The following is a 16,708-nucleotide window of genomic DNA, read 5'->3' as shown; positions in this document are numbered from 1 at the left end:
GAGCGCGCCACTAAACCGCAAGGCATGTTGGTCGCGATTTTTGTCTGGAATCTCGGTGGGGGAGGCGCCGAACGCGTTGCTTTGACATCCGCCAACGACTTGATTGCGCGGGGTCACGACGTCGACCTTGTTCTTATTACCGGCGGCGGCGAACTTTTGCCTTTGTTATCACCGAAGGTCCGCGTCATTGAGCTGCGGGCGCCGCGCCGCATTGCCTCGTTGCCGCGGCTGATCCGATACCTGCGGAAGCGTCGGCCAGACGCACTTCACGCCATCATGTGGCCGAACACGATCATTGCTGTCTTGGCTCATCGGCTCGCGCGATCGCGCGCGCGCCTGACGGTCAGCGACCATACCCATTATTCACAGCATTTCGCGCAGAGCGGCCACGGGAAGGAGCTGCGTAACTTTCGCTGGACGACCCGGCTGTTTTACCCGCTCGCCGACGTGCGCATTGCCTGTTCGGCGGCGGCGGCGGACGACCTAGCCGGACTGGCCCATATTCCGCGCGACCATATCGACGTCGTGTACAGCCCGATTTCCCCGCCAAGCACGCTGGCCAAGACAAAGGAAGCCGAAGCCCTTTGGCGCGGCGCAGCCAAGAAAATCCTCAACATTGGGTCCATGAACCCGGTGAAGAACCAGGCGCTGCTGCTGCGGGCCTTCGCACGGCTCGACGACCCCGAAGCGGTGCTGGTCATTCTGGGCGATGGAGCGGAGCGGGGACGGTTGGAGGCCCTGGCGCTGGACCTTGGCATTGCCGACCGTGTGGTGATGCCAGGATTCGTCGTGGACCCCTGGCCCTACCTTGCGGCCGCCGACCTGTTTGTCCTGTCCTCCAATTACGAGGGATCGCCCGTAGCGCTCGCGGAAGCGATGTACGCGGGGCTCAATGTCGCCAGCACGGACTGTGTTAGTGGACCCGCAGAATTGTTGGATGGTGGTCGTTTGGGCGAATTGGCACCCTGCAATGATGAGGCGGCCTTAGCTGAAGCGATGCGCCGGGCGCTCGCCAGGACTCCAGATCCTCAGACGATGCGAAATCGCGCGTTGGAGATGACCGGTTCCGCTTCCGTAGCTCGCTATTTCGAGCTCGTGACCGGCGGCTGAGCAGCGAGCCCCGCGTAAAGCAAAGGCGCCAGCACTTCTCGCGACACGCTGGCAGTCACATGATTGCTGTCGGTCAGGATCGGGCGACCTTGACGATCGAACAGGGCGCACTGACCTGCAGTGCAGAACGGAGCCGATAGGTCGATCACTTCGGCCCTTCCAGCGGCCACTCTCCGAATGATTTGCGCGGCCTCGTCGTCGCCTCCGGATATCAGCTTCTGGTTCGGCCGGCCGAAGCGGCGCGCAAAGATGGCGTCAATCCAGATCGGCTGGCGCGCGTGCGGGACGTCGAGAAGGATGACGATCCGCTTGCCGGCCAGAGCGTCCATCGTGCGGTTCAGAGCTCGGGCCATATGTCGCCCGCCGTCCCCTTCATATTTGTCCCAGGATTGGAGGTGCGACGACCAATAGCCCGCCAGGACGACCGTTCCGATATTCGAATGCTGCACGATCCGGACCCATTCACGGTTGCGGTCCGCACAGCCCTTGGCGTCCTTCCACGATAAGGCCGGAGCGGCGGCACCCAGCAACGGCGCACAGCTGTTGTAAGCGAGGATGGTTCCCGAAAGGCGGAGGCTCTGGGCCGCGCTTCGAGCGGCTGGAAGAATTGCCGCCGCGTGGGAGTCGCCGACAACCAGCAGGTCGTCACCCGTGCCGCGCTCAGCATTCGTGCCGTCCCCAACGTGGCATTGCGAAGCGCGCATGGCGGTCCGAACATCCATATTGATGCAGCTCAGCCCGTCCGGTGAGAAATCGGAAGCGGCGGAGACCATTTGGCGGTCCGCCTCTGAAAAGCGCTGTATCGCCCCAGTCGTGGCAACCACTGCCGCCGCCGGTATCGCCACGGCAAGCGAGCCCAGTGCTCCGAAGGCGAAGATCTGGCGTCGGGTGAAGCGGTCGCGCTGGCGGAATGGGCGCTCGACATAGCGCCATGACAGGAAGGCCAGGACAAAGGTCAGGGCGATCCCGATCGCCGCATCGGTCGGCGTCAGCTCCCTCGACAGCAGCCGCACTGCGTAAATGTGGATCGGGAAGTGATAGAGGTAGAGCGAATAGGACATGAGGCCGACGACGACGATTGGCCGCCAGGAAAGCAGCGCCTTGACCCGCGTTTCCTGGCCGCTGCCGGAATGGATGAGCAATGCTGTGCCCAGGCAAGGCAGCAGTGCCGCGAGGCCGGGGAAGAAGGTCCGCTGGTCGTAGAGCAGCACCGAGGCCGCGAGCATGATTGTGCCGACGATGGCGAGGATTTCGGCAGCGCCGCGGCGGGCGATGCCCGGCACCAGCCCAAGTGCCAGCACGGCGCCGACCATCAGCTCCCACGCCCGGGTCGGGATGAGGAAGAAGGTCGCTGACGGGCTGAGGAAGACTCCGGCCGCCGAGAGCAGGAGCGACACCGCCAGACCTGTCAGGATCACCGGCCCGATCCAGCGTTTGCCGAGCCGGTAGAGCAGGGCAAGGAGGAGCGGGTAGAAGATGTAAAATTGCTCTTCGACGGCGAGCGACCAGGTATGGAGGATCGGCCGGACTGCGGCCTGATCGAAATAGCCCGAGCCGCGCCAGAACTTGATGTTGGAGACGAAGCCGAGGGCGGAGAGCGTCGACTTGCCGAGGTCGGAATATTCGGCCGGCGCGAGGAAGATCCAGCCGGCGGCCAGAGTTAGGGCGAGCAGGACCAGCAGTGCCGGGATGATCCGGCGGACGCGGCGCTCGTAGAATTTGACGATCGAATAGCGGCCGAGCTCATGCTCGCGGACCAGGATCTGGGTGATCAGGAAGCCGGAGATGACGAAGAAGACGTCGACGCCGACATAACCGCCGGAAAATCCGCTTAGCCCGAAATGGTAGAAGATGACGGCAAGGACGGCGAAGGCACGCAGGCCGTCGATATCGGGCCGGTACGATGGCTGTTGCAACGCCGCGCTCCCCTAAACGCGGCCCAGCCGGTGCCGCACGCGTTCGCCAACGTAACGGGGATCGAGTCTGAGGCAATGGCGAAGAGCTTGGCCCAAAGCGCCGTGACGGAAGGCGTCGCGGGCGAGAAGCAAGTGAAAGGTGCTAAGGCGGCGGCGGAGCGACGCAGCCGGGATGCCGAAATCGCGGACGGCGGAGTCGTAGGCGGCGAGCATGCGGCGTGAATAAGCGACGCGGTCCGCCCGCGGCTTGTTCTCGAAACTTTCCGACCAGGAGCCGGCGGAGGAGACGCGATAGAGACTGGTTTCCTCCGGCAGGTACCAGGCGCCCTTTCGCCCGGCGAGGCCGAGGAGGAGGAAGCTGTCGAATACCGGTGCCTCTGCCACCCATTCCGGCAATCCGAGCAGGGCCTCGCGGCGGGCGAGGATCGAGGCGGTCGGCGCCATCATGCCGTCTTTGGCGGTGAGCTCGGCGGTTGGGATGAGGCGGGGCGAAGCACCGCGATCCCATTCCGGCGCCGAAGCCTGAGTGCCGTCGGGAAGCAGCTTGCGGGACTGGGTAATGCAGACGTTGATTGATGGATGGGCGTCCAGCGCGGCGACCTGCCGCTCGAGCTTGGCGGGGTCGGTCCAGGCGTCGTCGCCTTCGAGTAGGGCGACATATTCGCCGCGGCAGGCGCTGAGAGTGCGGACGAAATTGTGCTGGAAGCCGAAATTGCGATCGGACCAGAGGAGACGGGCCTTGTCGGGGTGGGCCCGCTGGAATGCGGCGCAGACCGAGCGCGTTGCATCGGCCGAGCAATCCTCGCCGATCACCATTTCGAACGGGAATGCGGCAAGCTGGGAAGCAGCGCTGCTCAGCGCCTCGGTGACATAGTCCTGCTGGTTGTAGGTGATGACGAGGACGCTGACGCGCGGTTGCTCCGGGAGAAGCGCTGCATCCGACTGCTCGTGGTCATGCGTGGGGCGCACGGCTGCGGGCCTCCCTGACGATGCTGAGCAGGTTGATGTGGCCGCGACCCTCCAGCCATGGGCCGCTGGCGGCGACCAGGGTGAGGAAGAGGGCCGCGCAGGCGGCGAGGATGACGGTGAGCTCGGCGGGGGCCTGGAGCTGGAGCTCGCGTTTCAAGAAAAGCGCGGAGAGGCCCATGAGCGCGGCGGCCGCGGCGGCAGGGGCGAGGTCGATGAGCTGCTTCAGCGCGCCATAGCCCATCGTCTTCTTCGCCAGCCCGGTGTTGATCGGCAATGCGAGGACCGAATAGGCCGCCTGGGCCATGGCGACGCCATAAATGCCGCCAAGGCTGCCGACCGAAAGCAAGCCGATGCCCAGCACCTTCTTGATCGTCTCGACACGGAGATATTCGTCCGACCGGTCCTGGGCGAGCATGAACTGCAAGTTCACGATGTGCAGCGGCAGGAGCGCGCCGCCGATGGCGAGGATCGACAGGAGAGGCGCCGCGGGAAGCCATTTGGCGCCGAACAACGTCTCGATGACGAGGTCGGAGGTAGCCGCCAGTACCGCCATCGCCGGCAAAGAGATCATCATCAACACCTGCACGGCGGCGGCGACGTCTTTGCGCAGGCGTTCGGGATGCTCGCGGCTGTCGACGAATACGGGAAGCATGACCCGCGTCGCCGCCATGGCGATGATATTGCCCGGCAGCTGCTGCGTCCCAAAGGCGCGGTTGTAGAGACCGAGCTCGTGCGCTCCCTGAAATTTGCCGAGCAAGGCATTGGAAATATTGCCGTAAATACCTTCAAGAAGGTTCGATGCACCTAGATTGCGCAGGAAATGCCAGTGGGGGCGGATGGCGCCGAGCGCGCGCGGCAATCCGGGCCTCCAGTGGCAGAGCAGCCAAAGTATGACCGTGTTGACCAGTGCGTTGACGGCGAGACCGGTGACGATGCTGATCGCGCCGCGTCCGCTGAGCGCCATGGCGACGCTGAGGCCGCCGGAAACCAGGCCGGAGACGATGCCGGCGACCGTCAGCTTCCGCATGGCAAGCGCGCGGGTGAGAAGGCCGGTCTGGACCGCGCCCAAAGCTGCGAAGACGATTTGCGCCGCGGCCGCCCAGATCAGCGGCTCGAGGATCGGCACTGCGAAAAAGGCGGCGAGGGCCGGGGCCAGCGCGGCCAGTGAGGCGGCGAGGGCGCTGCTGACGAGCAGGCAGAGCCAGAAGGCCGCATTCTCCTCGTCATGGCCGGTCTCGGCGCGGCTGACGAGCCAGGTGACGAGCCCGGTTTGCACGAGCGCGACAATGATCGCGGAACACATGATCGCCAGGGCGGCTGTGCCGAAGTCGGCGGGCCCGAGGATTCGAGCGAGGGCGATGGAGAAGACGAAGGCGGTTGCTTGCCGTCCGACGACGTCGATGCCGCTCCACGCGGAAGCGCCGAGCACGCCGCGCCGGGTCATGATGGCCGCTGGACGGCCCGGATGACGCGATCCTGATCGGCTTCCGAGAGGCCTTCGTAGATTGGCAGGCAGAGGATTTGCTTGGCGGCCTCGGTCGCCACCGGCAGGTTCGCCGGATCGGCCGAGGCGAGGTCTCGGTACATCGGAAGGCTGGACAGCAGCGGATAGAAATAGCGCCGGGCGAAAATGTTCTCCGCCTTCAGCGCCTCGTAAAGCGCGTCGCGCGAGATCGGATAATCCTCGCCGACCAGCACTGGGAAATAGGAGAAGTTGGGCTCGACGCCGTCGGGAAGAGCCAGCGGTTCGATACCTTCGATGCTCGTAAGCGCTTCTCGGTACCGCGTGTCGACCTGCCGGCGAGCCTCGCGCGCCTCTGCGAACCGATCGAGCTGGAGCAGGCCGAGCGCGGCATTGAACTCGCTCATCTTGGCGTTGCCGCCGGTATTCGGGATGCTGGTCTCGCTGGCGATGCCGAAGTTACGCAGGCTGTCGACCGCGGCCTTGCCGGCTTGGCTGGCGGCAATGACAACGCCGCCTTCGAAGGTGTTGAACACCTTGGTGGCGTGGAAGCTCAGGATCGAGAAATCGCCGTGGGCGAGCAGGCTTTGTCCGTTGCGTCGGACTCCGAAGGCGTGTGCTGCGTCATAGATCAGCTTGAGCCCGTGGCGCTCCGCAATGGCCCGAAGCGCGTCGACGTTGCAGGGATTGCCGTAACAGTGGACCGCGACAATTGCGCTCGTCTTTTCCGTGATGGCCGCCTCGACAGCGTCGGGATCGATATTGAGGTCATGCGGACGGATATCGACGAACACCGGCTGCAGGTTGGCGCGCCGCACCGCATGGGTGGTGGCGACGAACGAATAAGGCGTCGTGACGACCTCGCCCGTCAGCTGCGCGGCGTCGATTGCGGCTTCCAGCGCCAGCATGCCGTTCGACACCAGCGACACGTGTTCGGCCTCGAGGAAGGCCGTCAGCGCCGCTTCGAACTTCTGGTGGAACGGGCCGTTATTGGTGAGGACACGGCTGTCCCACATCTCTTCGAGCAACGGCAGCAACTCGGCCAGCGGCGGCAGCGAGGGACGCGTGACATAGATGGGGCCGTTGCTCATCGCCGCCCGCTTAGACCAGCCCGAAATGCCCGCCGCAAGGTGGCGGCGGCAATAACTGGCTGCTAGGGCGGGACCATGTGCGGCATCGCGGGCATTGTCAGTCGCCGCCGGATCGATTCCGGGCTTTTGCAGCGCATGGCCGGCGCCATCGCCCATCGCGGTCCTGACGATGAAGGCCTATGGGTCGACGCGGAGGCCAATGTCGGCCTTGCCCACCGCCGGCTATCGATCGTCGATTTGTCACCGCAAGGCCACCAGCCGATGCTGTCCGCCGACGGCCGCTTCGTCCTCGATTACAATGGTGAAATCTACAACCACGCCGCTCTGCGGAAGACGCTGGAGGCGAAGGGCCAGGCGCCCGAAGGCGGCTGGCGGGGCCACAGCGACACCGAGACACTGCTCCAGGCCATTGCTTGCTGGGGATTGAAGGCGGCGGTCGAACAGTCGGTCGGCATGTTCGCCTTCGCATTGTGGGACCGGAAGGAACGAGTGCTGAGCCTGGTCCGCGACCGGTTCGGCGAAAAGCCGCTCTATTACGGCTGGGCCGGCAACGATTTCCTTTTCGGGTCGGAACTGAAGGCGCTGCGCCTGCACCCCGATTTCAACGGTGAGATCGACCGCGAAGCCCTCGGCACCTATGCGGCACGAACCTACGTGCCGGCGCCGAAGTCGATCTACCGCCGGATCTTCAAGCTGGAGCCGGCGTCGATCCTGTCGGTGCCGCTGGAAGCCGCGCTTCAGCCCTCGACGGAGCCGCTCAAGTCCGAGCCTTATTGGTCCTATCGCGACGTTGTTCGCGGAGGCATGGCGAATCCGATCTCCGATGAAGACGAAGCGCTGGAGGTGCTCGACGCGGCGCTTGACCAGGCGATCGCCGGCCAGTCGATGGCCGACGTGCCGGTCGGCGCCTTTCTTTCCGGCGGCATCGACAGTTCGACCGTCTGCGCGCTTTACCAGCGGCATTCGAAGCGCAAGATCCGCACCTTCACGATCGCGTTCGAGGATGCCGCGTTCAATGAGGCCGACTACGCCAGCGAAGTTGCCCGGCATCTCGGCACCGAGCATAGCGAGCATCTGGTCACCGTACGCGAAGCGCGCGATGTCATCCCCTTGCTGCCCGCCATTTACGACGAGCCCTTCGCCGACAGCTCGCAAATCCCGACCTACCTTGTGAGTCGCTTCGCTCGCGAGGAGGTGACCGTCGCCCTGACCGGCGATGGCGGCGACGAGCTTTTCGCTGGCTACAACCGCCATTTCCAGGCGCCTCGCCTGTGGCAGCGGTTGAAGATGGTGCCGAAACCGCTGCGTGCCGCCGCTGGCGCATCGCTCGGCCTGCTTCCCCAAAGCCTCTGGCAAGGCGCAGCCGGGCTGCTTCCCGCGCGCCACCGCCATCTCGGCGGCAAGGCGAACAAGGCGCTACGGCTGGCGGGAAGCGCGGCCAGTTTCGACGACGTCTATGCAGCGTTCCTCGATGAATGGAGCGGGGAAGCCTCGCCGGTCTCGGGCTGGGAAGGCGGGCAGGGCGCGCTCGACCTCGACCTCGGGGGCGGTGCGCCCGATCCGCTGCGCATCATGTATTGCGATGCGGTCAGCTATTTGCCCGACGATATCCTCTGCAAGGTCGACCGCGCGTCCATGGCCGTCAGCCTGGAAACGCGCGTGCCTTTCCTCGATCATCGGGTGGCTGAAATCGCCGCCCGAATCCCGCTCGGCCTGAAGATCCGCGGAGGCGAGGGGAAACATATCCTTCGCCAATTGCTTTACCGCCATGTGCCCAGGCACCATTTCGAGCGCCCCAAGGCGGGTTTTGCGGTCCCGGTCGGCGACTGGATCAAGGGGCCCCTGCGGCCATGGGCCGAGGAATTGCTGAGTCCGCAGCGCCTTGCTGGTGAGGGCTTCTTCAATGCCGAAGCCGTCCGTCGCCGCTGGGACGATCATCTCACCGGCCGCCGCAACTCCACCAATGCCATCTGGGCGGTGCTGATGTTCCAGGCGTGGCTCGACAGCCAATCGAAACCCGTCCAACTGGCCGCCTGAGCCAAGCGAGGATCATAGCCCAGTGCGTACCGAGGAAATCCGCCAGGCCGCCATCGACTCCCATGACCGCGACGCCGGCAAGTTTGAGGAATGGTATCACGCGCTCGACCGCAGCCGCTTTTCCAATGCCTTCACCTACGGACGATCCAAGATCGACGCTTTGGTCGGCGAGTTGTTCGGCTCGCTTCCCAAAGACGGTAAGGTGCTCGATGTCGGCTGCGGCACCGGCGAGCATCTGCAGCGCGCGCTGAAGGCCGGCCTCAAGGCCTACGGCGTCGAACCAGCCCCCGCGATGCTGGAGGTTGCTCGCCGCAATGTGCCGGACGCAGAGATCAAGCAGGGCGTGGCGACGGAACTGCCGTTCAAGGACGGCCAGTTCGATGCCGTGATCATGGTCGAAGTGCTGCGCTACCTCGACCGCGCCGACACGGACAAGGCGCTGAAGGAAGCACGGCGGGTGCTGAAGCCGGGTGGGCAGTTACTCGTGACCTTGGTCAACCGTTGGGCGCTCGACGGTTTCTATGTGCTGCAGCGGGCGCGATCGCTTGTGCGGGGCAAGCAGTTCGATGCCGTCAATCCCTACTGCCTGTTCCACACGCCCGCCTCGGCCAAGCGGGACCTCAAGCAGGCCGGGTTCGATGAGGCACGGACCGAGGGCAAGCTGCTGGCGCCGCTGCGCATCGCCTACAAGCTGAACGAGCGCTTCGGCGGTTGGCTGGCGAGCAAGGTCGAACGCGCCGACGATGCCATCAATCGCGCCAGCCTGGCGCAGCCCTTCGCCGGCCATTTGATCGCCGTCGGCAAGGTGGCGAAACGCTGACCGCCATGGGCAGCCCGCCGACCTTCATCATGTCGCTCGATTGCGAGGGCAAATGGGGAATGGCGGACAGGCTCAAGCCCTATCATCACGACACATTGACCACAGCGAAGATTACGGGCGCTTATCGGCAGCTGCTGGGAATGCTGGCGCGGCATGACCTGAGCGCCACGTTCGCCTTCGTCATGGCCTTCACGCTGGGCGAGGAGGAGCGGAAGGGCTTTCCGGTGCTGGAGCTTCGCGACCCGGACGACGAATGGCTCGCCCACTATTGGCGCGATCTTGACGCTGGCCGGGACGATGGCTGGCATGTGCCGGAAACGATCGAGTTGGTGCGTAAGACTGGCGGCCACGAAATCGCCTCGCACGGGTTTTGTCATCGGCCGCTCGCGGGCATTCCGGATACCGCGGTCGCCGCCGAGCTCGCCGAGGCGGCGAAGGTGGCGAAGCTGAAGGGCGTCGTCCTCGAAAGCCTGGTGTTTCCCCGCAATGAGGTCGGCAATCTGCAGGCGGTCAGCGCCGCGGGCTATCTCGGTTATCGCGAAAGGCTGAACCGAAAAGGCGGCCGTGTCGCCGCGCTGCTCGGCGAGTTTTCCACCAGCACCGAACCGCAACAGCCGATTGGCGGCACGACGGGCCTGGTCGCCATTCCGTCGGGGCATTTCTTCAACTGGCGCTTCGGCGCGCGGCGTCTGGTGCCGCCAGCCCGAACCGTCGCCCGTTGGCGCAACCATCTGCAGACCTGCGCCCGCGAGGGTGGCGTCGTCCATCTCTGGTTGCATCCGCACAATTTGATCACCGGGCCAGGCACCGCCGAGGTGCTCGAGCAGGCGCTGGCAGAGGTCGCTCGGCTGCGCGATGCCGGCCGGATCGAGGTGCTGACCCAGCGCGATTACTGCCGCCGGGAAGCTGGGCTCCAGCGGGCTGCCTAGGCGAGCCTGCCGCCCGATAAGGTCACCACTTTATCGCAATGCTTCAGCGCGGACAGGCGATGGGCGATGACGATGATCGTCCGTTCCTTGTCCGCGAATAGGTTGGATAGCACCTGTTCCTCCATCGCCTCGTCCAGCGCGTTGGTGGCCTCGTCGAGGACCAGCAACGGCGCGTCCTTGTACAAAGCGCGGGCAATGCCGATGCGCTGGCGCTGGCCGCCCGACAGGCGAACGCCGCGCTCGCCGACCTCGGTGTCGAAGCCCTCGGGCAGCGTGTCGATGAACCCAGCGATACCCGCTGATGCCGCCGCCTTGCGGACCCGGTCCATGTCGATCGGCGCTTCGACAGCACTGAAAGCAATGTTCCAGGCGATGCTGGCGTCAGCAAGGAAAATACTCTGCGCGACATGGGCGACGTTTCTCTGCCAGGCGCGGATGTTGCCCGGGGCGAGGGCGGCGCCGTCGACGAGAATCCGTCCGGCGTCGGGCCACAATAGCCCCATGACGAGGTCGGCCAGCGTGCTCTTGCCGGAGCCGGTCTCGCCGGTCAGCGCCAGTCGGATGCCGCGCGGTATTTCTAACGATATGCCTTCGACGGCCGGGGTCGACCGCTCGGGGTATGAAAAGGCGATCGCTTCCAGAACCAGTGACTGATCGAAGGGGAGGGGCGAGGCCACGCCCACCTCCTCGGCTGGCACCGGCAGGCCCAGCAAATCCATGACATCGTCCGCCATGCCACGATTGGACTTCAGATAGGCCCAGCTGTGATACGCGCTCTGCAGCAACGGCAGCACGCGCATCCCGCCGAGGCCAAGCCCGCCGACGAAAGCGAGCGCACTGGCCGAGCCGCGCGCCGACATGATCGCGGCCAGCGCGGCGACGAGGAAGACCGCACCAATTTCGACCATGAACCGGGGCGCTGCCGCAATGAAAGCGGTGCTGGCGCGGGCGGCGGCGTAGCGCGCATCCGCCTTGCGGAAATCCTCAAGCTGCGCGCGCTCCGTATGGTCGATCTTGAGGTCGCGGATCGCACCCAGGCCTTCCTGCACCTTGCGGATGCGTTCGTCATAGGCGCCTGCCATCGCCGCCGAATTGCCCGCCAGCCGCCGCGAAGCGCTTCGGCCGATCCCGATGTAAAGCAGGCCGAGCCCGGTGAAGGCCGCGAACGCCGCCAGTGGTGCGATGCTGGCTAGCAGGCCAAGCACGCCAAGGCCGCTCGCCAGCGCCGCCGCGCCCTGAAGCCATTGGCGGATGAGGTTGAACGACAGCGACTCCGCCTTCTCCAGCGCCGCGATCGTCTCGCTGCTGTGGTGGCGGGCGTGGTAGGCGAAGGGCTGGGCCAGGACCCGGCGCTGCACCTCGACCGTCAGTTCATGCGTGATCCCGGCGATGAAGGTCTCGCTGCGTCGCAGATAGGTGAGGCGGACCAGGTTGGCGAAGAACGCGGCGGCCGCGAACAGCAAGGCCGCCTGGCCAACCGGGTGCACCCAGGCGCGGGCGTCGCCGGCCAACGCCAGCAGGAAATTCATTGCCGATCCGACGACAGCCAAATCGGCGCCGCCGCTCAGGATTGCCAGTAGTGTCAGCCAGGACAGCTGGCCCTTCCGGTGAGGATCGACGGCGGCGAGGAGCGCACGGAGCGCGCCAAGGAAGCCAAGCCGATCTCCGGCCGGATCAGTCAAACAGGCCCTCAAGGTCGCTCATCGCCGGCTCGAACGTCAGGTCGAGGTGCAGCGGCGTCACGGTCACATAGCCGTCGGCAATGGCTTCAAGGTCGGTCTTGTGCCCCGGAGTCTCGATCGTGGGCGCCAGGCCGAACCAGAAATAGGGGAAGCCGCGCGGATCGGTGCGCTCGATGATCCTCAGGCGTCCGTAATCGCGGAGGCCCTGGCGGCAAACGCGCACGCCCTTGATCGCATCGGGCTCGATCGCCGGGAAATTGACGTTGACCAAAGTGTTGGGCGCCATCCTTTGCTCGGTCAGCGGCTTCAGGACTCGCTCCGCCCAGGCTTCGGCTGCCGCGAACGGAACGCCGGCGCCGAGTCCCTGGCGGGCGTAGGCTTGGCTCAAGGCAATCGACGGCACCCCGGCCAGCGCGCCTTCCATCGCTGCCGAGACCGTGCCGGAATAGGTAACATCCTCGGCGAGATTGGCGCCGCGATTGATGCCCGAAAGGATGAGGTCGGGCGGCGAATCCTTCATGATGTGCGCAAGCGCGATCATGACCGCATCGGTCGGCGTGCCGCTGACCGAGAAGCGCTGCTCGCCATGCCGGCGAAGCCGGATCGGCTGGGTCAGCGTCAGCGAATGGCCGGTGCCCGACTGCTCTTCGCTCGGCGCGACGACCCAGATGTCGTCGGACAGGGTGCGTGCCACCTTTTCCAGCAGCGCCAGCCCGCGAGCGTCGATTCCATCGTCATTGGTGAGCAGGATGCGCATGGCCGATGGCTATGGGGAAAAGGGCGGCCCGGAGCAATCGTAACGCCCCAGATGCGCTTATTCGGCAACTATCCACGAGAATATTTCACCGGCCCCTGGTCAGTCCTTGTTAAGCCCCGGAGGCTTAACTATAGGCCCGCTTGGGGATCACCGGCTTTGCCTGCCAAGTCACGGTAAAGCCTAGTGGAATCGCCATCCGGCCGCGATCGGTGGCATCGGTCGCGGAAGCGATTGGCGATGCGTTGCGGGGAGGGATGAATGGCGACCGCTCTTAAGGACATCTACGGTACCGGGTCGAACGCGTTCGACCAGATCATTTTGCCGGACGGCTACCTGCCGACCGACGCTGAAGAATTCATGAGCCCGCTCCAGCGCGCTTATTTCTTGAACAAGCTGAAGGCCTGGAAGGACGCGATTGTCGAGGAATCGCGGGCAACCATGGCCCAGTTGCAGGTCGACTCGCTGCGCGAGCCCGACATTGCCGACCGCGCGTCGAGCGAGACCGACTGGTCGATCGAGCTTCGCACCCGCGACCGGCAGCGCAAGCTGATCGCCAAGATCGATTCCGCGATCCGTCGTCTTTACGAAGGCGAATATGGCTATTGCGAAGTCACCGGCGACCCGATTTCGCTGGCCCGGCTGGAAGCACGGCCAATCGCGACCATGACGCTCGAAGCCCAGGAAAAGCACGAGCGGATCGAGCGGGTTTCAAGGGACGACTAACGTTGTGCGTCACCCCGGGGCCCGCCTTACTTACCTGCGCCAGCTAATGTCCGCTTTCGACCCAATGCGGACACTAGCATAGATTATCGACCGCGGTGTTTCCGAGTTAGCGCTTTTCCAGAGATTGGCGGTCAAGGTCTTTGTTTGCGAATCTCGCGGCGAGAGAATAAATTGCAATCAGCGCCGCCAAGCCAAGCCAGGTGCTGATATAGAAAAGCGGGATCGCGCCGATCGAAATTAAAAAGAGTGCCAATTTATATCGGTCCACGGCAATCACCCTCGACTTCAGTTGCGTCCGAGACTCACCGGGCGGCGCGAGTTGGTCCTGTGCGAACCTGGTCTCGTTCCGATGAAGTTGTTCCGCCCGCATACTCCATCCAGCAGCGCCTCGCTCAAACGCTGTGCGCTCGATACCGCTCGGCATGCGAACCGCAGTCTGGAGGAGAGCTAGCGCTTTTGCAGTGCAGAAAGCGGACGAATTGGGATCGCGGCGGCCAAGTTGCTTCGGGGCCGGCAACTCTGCGGTTTTTTGAGTGTCGCTCATCGCTAAACCCCTTGGTTGCTCATGAGAGGTCACGAAAAAGCGAAAAAGAGCGCCCCTCCGATGGTGGTGATGGTGAGGAACAGGGCCAGGATACGCTGGCCCCCGGCTTTGTCTGCCATTGAACCGGCCATTGAGATGAGATTTTCCTTTGAATGCGCGCGGGCGATCGAGCGGGGACGTTGCCGCCCCCGCTCACCCCTCGCGTATTAGATCTGATGAAGGTTTACGGCGCAGGGCTTGCCTTCGCTGTTGCTGCCAAGCTCATAGGACAGGCGCTGCTCGGCCTTCGGGGAATCGGTGCGATCCCACTTGATGGCGCTGTTCTCGAAGCGCAGAGCATCGCCGCCGGCTTCAGGCTGGATCGAGCCGAAGCCCTGAGTCTTGTCGAAAGACTTGACGATTCCAAATAGTTTCATGGTGAAAGGTCCTTCTTTACCCGAGGAGTCAAAATTGACCGTCTCGCGGCTAAGAGGCGTCAAAGATGGAGAAAGGAGCGGCTTAGCGCCTAGAACCGTCGATTACGACTGGTAGCAATTTACATATAGTGTAGCACCGAAAAAGTACTAGAGGTTATTTGGAATTAAACGTGGTATGATTTTCTCATCACAAGCTCTCTTCTTGTTTCCAAGCCGCTTGCGACTGAGAGCTGAAGCGCTCCCGCTTGGCCAGGAGAGTGCAACATGAGCTCAGAACCGAAAAGATCACCAATCGCGATAGCCCGCTGGGAGAATGAAGGCGGCCATGTCTGCGGTCCGCAATTGCCCGGTGGCGACGACCTACAAGTCGAACTCCACAGATACGGCATCACTCCTGTCCCGTTGATGGCATTCGATTGGGGCGGCTATCGCTACTCCAACGCTCGTGACGCCATTGCGGCAGCCAGGCGGCTTACCCGATCAGCTTGAGGTGGCTGCAGGTATCGAAAGAGTGACTCGTGCGCACGACTCTGTCCACAATAATGTTTCAACGTTCGTTTACCCTCAATAAGGACAATGGGGAGCTCCCCGCCGGCAGCTCCGCGCTGGAAATCGACGAGGATGAGATAGAGACGTCGGAGCGAACGGTGCGTGTCCGTGTCGCGGCTCATCTCTTCGTCCGCAATGGCCGCTCCTTGCGAATGGTTGTTGTAAATTTCGACGAGCTGACAAATGCATTGGCGGCTGACGGGGTCTTAAGCGCGCGCTAGCGTCCGCTTTCCTCCCAAAGCTGCCATGAGAATCTGCTGTCCTACAGCCCACAGCCCGTGCCACCGGGCCAATGGCTCATTCGCATTGTTATGATCGTCCCTTTGCGTGCACGCATGCGTGCGCCCGTGCTCGCCCGCGCTGTGAGGGTGACCTTAGTGAACTTTGAGCCGGGGAAAGCCGCTTCGATGCAGCTCCGTCACTGTGAACATTGGGAAGATTCGGCAGGCCGGCGCGGAGTAAATCCGCGCCGTCGGTCCTGTCGCTCATTCCATTCGCGCAGGCCGTCCGAATTTCGCCGTCTCTTCGCGCTGGCTCCCGATTGCTTCGCAATCGCTCACCTGTGCGCTCGGCGGCTCAATAAAAAAGGCCGGCCCTTAGTGGCCGACCATCTCATCCTTGACCTTGAGCTTTTCCTTCTTGAGCTCGTGAAGCCGGATATCGTCTGGGTGTGGGCGATGTTCCTCTTCGTCGATCAGCGCCTCGAGTTGTGCATGCTTGGACTCGAGGGCTGCGACCTGGCTCTGATCCATCGGAGTCATTCCTTTCATCGGTTGGACTGACAGCCCGTGAATAAATCACGAATCCGTAACTTTGTCGCGTCCATTTGTTTCGACCTGCCTTTGGAATGGCGCGTGCCGTCGAGCCGGGCACGGTGACGGGGTGCGAGGAATCGGGTACAAGTCATGGCGATGAACGACGATGATCCGCGGCAAGTCGTCGAGCTTTTGAAGGCCGAGCATCGCCGTCTCGACGATGAAATCAACGGGCTGATCGAGCTTGGCGCCGCCGACCAGTTGGAGCTGGCGCGCCTGAAGAAGCGCAAGCTGCTGCTGAAGGACGAAATCCAGGTCCTGAGCGACCGGATCATTCCAGACATCATCGCCTAGGGAGCGTTGGCGTTCGTCCCGATTGAGGACGCCGGTCGATCCGCCTTTGCGATTTCCACTTTGGTGCGTTTCAACACCGCCGGGAATTTGGCAGTTTGGCTTTTATGACCGATTCGAACGACACGCCCGACCTGCAGAGCCGCATCACGCCGCGGCTGATCGAGTCGCTCTATACCGAGGCGATGATCCTCGCCGATGAGGCGCGCGCCTATTTCGACGACGAGGGCCGCGAGGAACGGCTGACGCTCGAACCTTTCGTTCGGGTCGGCTTCGCCTGCGAGTCGCTGAAGGTCACGACCCGGATCATGCACATCGTCGCCTGGCTGCTGACCCAGCGCGCAGTCGAGGCGGGCGAGATCACCGGCGCCGACGGCGGGCGCCCCGAGCGCCGGCTCGGCAAGGCGACGGAAAGCGACCCGGCAGTCGTCGAACAATTGCCGCCGTCCGCTCAGCGGCTGATCAATTCCAGTGCCGACCTTTACGCGCGCATCCGGCGACTCGACGAAGGCCAGCTCGCGGATGAGCCGGTCGCAAGTCCCGCGCGTGCGCTCATGGGACGCCTGGAACGCGACCTCATCTGGAATCGCACCTGAT

Annotated in this window: 16 protein-coding genes; 7 read left to right on the top strand and 9 right to left on the bottom strand. The window is 63.9% G+C overall.

From position 1 onward, the window contains the following. The first annotated feature begins 24 nt into the window (after positions 1 to 24). A complete protein-coding gene (locus tag LZ536_RS02160) occupies positions 25 to 1,110 on the top strand; it encodes a glycosyltransferase (RefSeq protein ID WP_249846658.1) in 1,086 nt (361 codons plus the stop codon). Here LZ536_RS02160 and LZ536_RS02155 read toward each other — a convergent pair. From LZ536_RS02155 to LZ536_RS02140, 4 genes are read right to left on the bottom strand one after another with little or no spacing between them, the layout of a single operon-like run. Continuing rightward, positions 1,083 to 3,026 (bottom strand): acyltransferase family protein, encoded by a 1,944-nt coding sequence (locus LZ536_RS02155; RefSeq protein ID WP_249846657.1) that lies wholly within the window; start codon positions 3,024 to 3,026, stop codon positions 1,083 to 1,085. The genes LZ536_RS02160 and LZ536_RS02155 overlap by 28 nt on opposite strands. A gap of 12 nt (positions 3,027 to 3,038) precedes the next feature. Beyond that, positions 3,039 to 3,995: a glycosyltransferase family 2 protein gene (locus LZ536_RS02150; protein WP_249846656.1), complete on the bottom strand. Its 957-nt coding sequence runs from the start codon at positions 3,993 to 3,995 to the stop codon at positions 3,039 to 3,041. Then, positions 3,979 to 5,439, bottom strand: coding sequence for a lipopolysaccharide biosynthesis protein (locus LZ536_RS02145; protein ID WP_249846655.1), 1,461 nt, complete (start codon positions 5,437 to 5,439; stop codon positions 3,979 to 3,981). Before LZ536_RS02145 ends, LZ536_RS02150 begins: the two co-directional genes overlap by 17 nt. Further along, on the bottom strand, positions 5,436 to 6,548 hold the full coding sequence (locus LZ536_RS02140; protein ID WP_249846654.1) for a DegT/DnrJ/EryC1/StrS family aminotransferase: 1,113 nt from the start codon (positions 6,546 to 6,548) through the stop codon (positions 5,436 to 5,438). Before LZ536_RS02140 ends, LZ536_RS02145 begins: the two co-directional genes overlap by 4 nt. A gap of 75 nt (positions 6,549 to 6,623) precedes the next feature. Between LZ536_RS02140 and asnB the strand changes: the two genes are divergently transcribed. Genes asnB through LZ536_RS02125 form a run of 3 tightly spaced genes read left to right on the top strand, consistent with a single transcriptional unit; the run spans position 6,624 to position 10,334 of the window. Continuing rightward, positions 6,624 to 8,585, top strand: coding sequence for an asparagine synthase (glutamine-hydrolyzing) (gene asnB / locus LZ536_RS02135; RefSeq protein ID WP_249846653.1), 1,962 nt, complete (start codon positions 6,624 to 6,626; stop codon positions 8,583 to 8,585). Between the two features lie 22 nt (positions 8,586 to 8,607). Then, positions 8,608 to 9,405 carry a class I SAM-dependent methyltransferase gene (locus LZ536_RS02130; RefSeq protein ID WP_249846652.1) on the top strand — a complete coding sequence of 266 codons (798 nt, stop codon included), beginning with the start codon at positions 8,608 to 8,610 and terminating at the stop codon, positions 9,403 to 9,405. Positions 9,406 to 9,410: 5 nt separating this feature from the next. Beyond that, entirely contained in the window at positions 9,411 to 10,334 is a 924-nt protein-coding gene (locus LZ536_RS02125) for a polysaccharide deacetylase family protein (RefSeq protein ID WP_249846651.1), read from the top strand. Here the strand turns inward: LZ536_RS02125 and LZ536_RS02120 are convergent. Next, positions 10,331 to 12,016, bottom strand: coding sequence for an ABC transporter ATP-binding protein (locus LZ536_RS02120; protein ID WP_249846650.1), 1,686 nt, complete (start codon positions 12,014 to 12,016; stop codon positions 10,331 to 10,333). The genes LZ536_RS02125 and LZ536_RS02120 overlap by 4 nt on opposite strands. Further along, entirely contained in the window at positions 12,009 to 12,773 is a 765-nt protein-coding gene (gene surE, locus LZ536_RS02115) for a 5'/3'-nucleotidase SurE (protein ID WP_249846649.1), read from the bottom strand. Before surE ends, LZ536_RS02120 begins: the two co-directional genes overlap by 8 nt. 357 nt (positions 12,774 to 13,130) lie before the next feature. Between surE and dksA the strand changes: the two genes are divergently transcribed. After that, the gene (dksA, locus tag LZ536_RS02110; RefSeq protein ID WP_249848533.1) at positions 13,131 to 13,496 is read left to right on the top strand and encodes an RNA polymerase-binding protein DksA; all 366 of its coding nucleotides are present in this window, start codon (positions 13,131 to 13,133) and stop codon (positions 13,494 to 13,496) included. A 106-nt stretch (positions 13,497 to 13,602) separates the two neighbouring features. On the opposite strand, the gene LZ536_RS02105 is transcribed toward dksA, so the two are convergent. The 3 genes from LZ536_RS02105 to LZ536_RS02095 form a co-directional block, all read right to left on the bottom strand. Beyond that, the gene (locus LZ536_RS02105; protein WP_249846648.1) at positions 13,603 to 14,040 is read right to left on the bottom strand and encodes a hypothetical protein; all 438 of its coding nucleotides are present in this window, start codon (positions 14,038 to 14,040) and stop codon (positions 13,603 to 13,605) included. 206 nt (positions 14,041 to 14,246) lie between these two features. Then, positions 14,247 to 14,456 (bottom strand): cold-shock protein, encoded by a 210-nt coding sequence (locus LZ536_RS02100; RefSeq protein ID WP_249846647.1) that lies wholly within the window; start codon positions 14,454 to 14,456, stop codon positions 14,247 to 14,249. 1,145 nt (positions 14,457 to 15,601) lie between these two features. Next, a complete protein-coding gene (locus tag LZ536_RS02095; protein ID WP_249846646.1) occupies positions 15,602 to 15,757 on the bottom strand; it encodes a DUF465 domain-containing protein in 156 nt (51 codons plus the stop codon). 159 nt (positions 15,758 to 15,916) lie between these two features. Between LZ536_RS02095 and LZ536_RS02090 the strand changes: the two genes are divergently transcribed. Together LZ536_RS02090 and LZ536_RS02085 are read left to right on the top strand one after the other, a co-directional pair. After that, positions 15,917 to 16,114 (top strand): DUF465 domain-containing protein, encoded by a 198-nt coding sequence (locus LZ536_RS02090; protein ID WP_249848532.1) that lies wholly within the window; start codon positions 15,917 to 15,919, stop codon positions 16,112 to 16,114. 104 nt (positions 16,115 to 16,218) lie between these two features. Continuing rightward, the gene (locus tag LZ536_RS02085) at positions 16,219 to 16,707 is read left to right on the top strand and encodes a DUF1465 family protein (protein WP_249846645.1); all 489 of its coding nucleotides are present in this window, start codon (positions 16,219 to 16,221) and stop codon (positions 16,705 to 16,707) included. Position 16,708 lies beyond the last annotated feature (1 nt).

The organism is Sphingomonas alba (assembly GCF_023516555.1).
In the GTDB taxonomy this organism is placed as follows: Bacteria; Pseudomonadota; Alphaproteobacteria; order Sphingomonadales; family Sphingomonadaceae; genus Sphingomicrobium; species Sphingomicrobium album.
This window is presented reverse-complemented; position numbering and strand designations above follow the sequence as displayed.

Bases quoted from the DNA above. Each gene is read 5' to 3' on its own strand.
- dksA (WP_249848533.1), top strand. From the start codon at position 13,131: ATGAGCCCGCTCCAGCGCGCTTATTTCTTGAACAAGCTGAAGGCCTGG.
- LZ536_RS02105 (WP_249846648.1), bottom strand. From the start codon at position 14,040: ATGAGCGACACTCAAAAAACCGCAGAGTTGCCGGCCCCGAAGCAACTT.
- LZ536_RS02125 (WP_249846651.1), top strand. From the start codon at position 9,411: ATGGGCAGCCCGCCGACCTTCATCATGTCGCTCGATTGCGAGGGCAAA.
- LZ536_RS02160 (WP_249846658.1), top strand. From the start codon at position 25: ATGTTGGTCGCGATTTTTGTCTGGAATCTCGGTGGGGGAGGCGCCGAA.
- LZ536_RS02145 (WP_249846655.1), bottom strand. From the start codon at position 5,439: ATGACCCGGCGCGGCGTGCTCGGCGCTTCCGCGTGGAGCGGCATCGAC.
- LZ536_RS02090 (WP_249848532.1), top strand. From the start codon at position 15,917: ATGAACGACGATGATCCGCGGCAAGTCGTCGAGCTTTTGAAGGCCGAG.
- asnB (WP_249846653.1), top strand. From the start codon at position 6,624: ATGTGCGGCATCGCGGGCATTGTCAGTCGCCGCCGGATCGATTCCGGG.
- LZ536_RS02085 (WP_249846645.1), top strand. From the start codon at position 16,219: ATGACCGATTCGAACGACACGCCCGACCTGCAGAGCCGCATCACGCCG.
- LZ536_RS02140 (WP_249846654.1), bottom strand. From the start codon at position 6,548: ATGAGCAACGGCCCCATCTATGTCACGCGTCCCTCGCTGCCGCCGCTG.
- LZ536_RS02100 (WP_249846647.1), bottom strand. From the start codon at position 14,456: ATGAAACTATTTGGAATCGTCAAGTCTTTCGACAAGACTCAGGGCTTC.
- surE (WP_249846649.1), bottom strand. From the start codon at position 12,773: ATGCGCATCCTGCTCACCAATGACGATGGAATCGACGCTCGCGGGCTG.
- LZ536_RS02095 (WP_249846646.1), bottom strand. From the start codon at position 15,757: ATGGATCAGAGCCAGGTCGCAGCCCTCGAGTCCAAGCATGCACAACTC.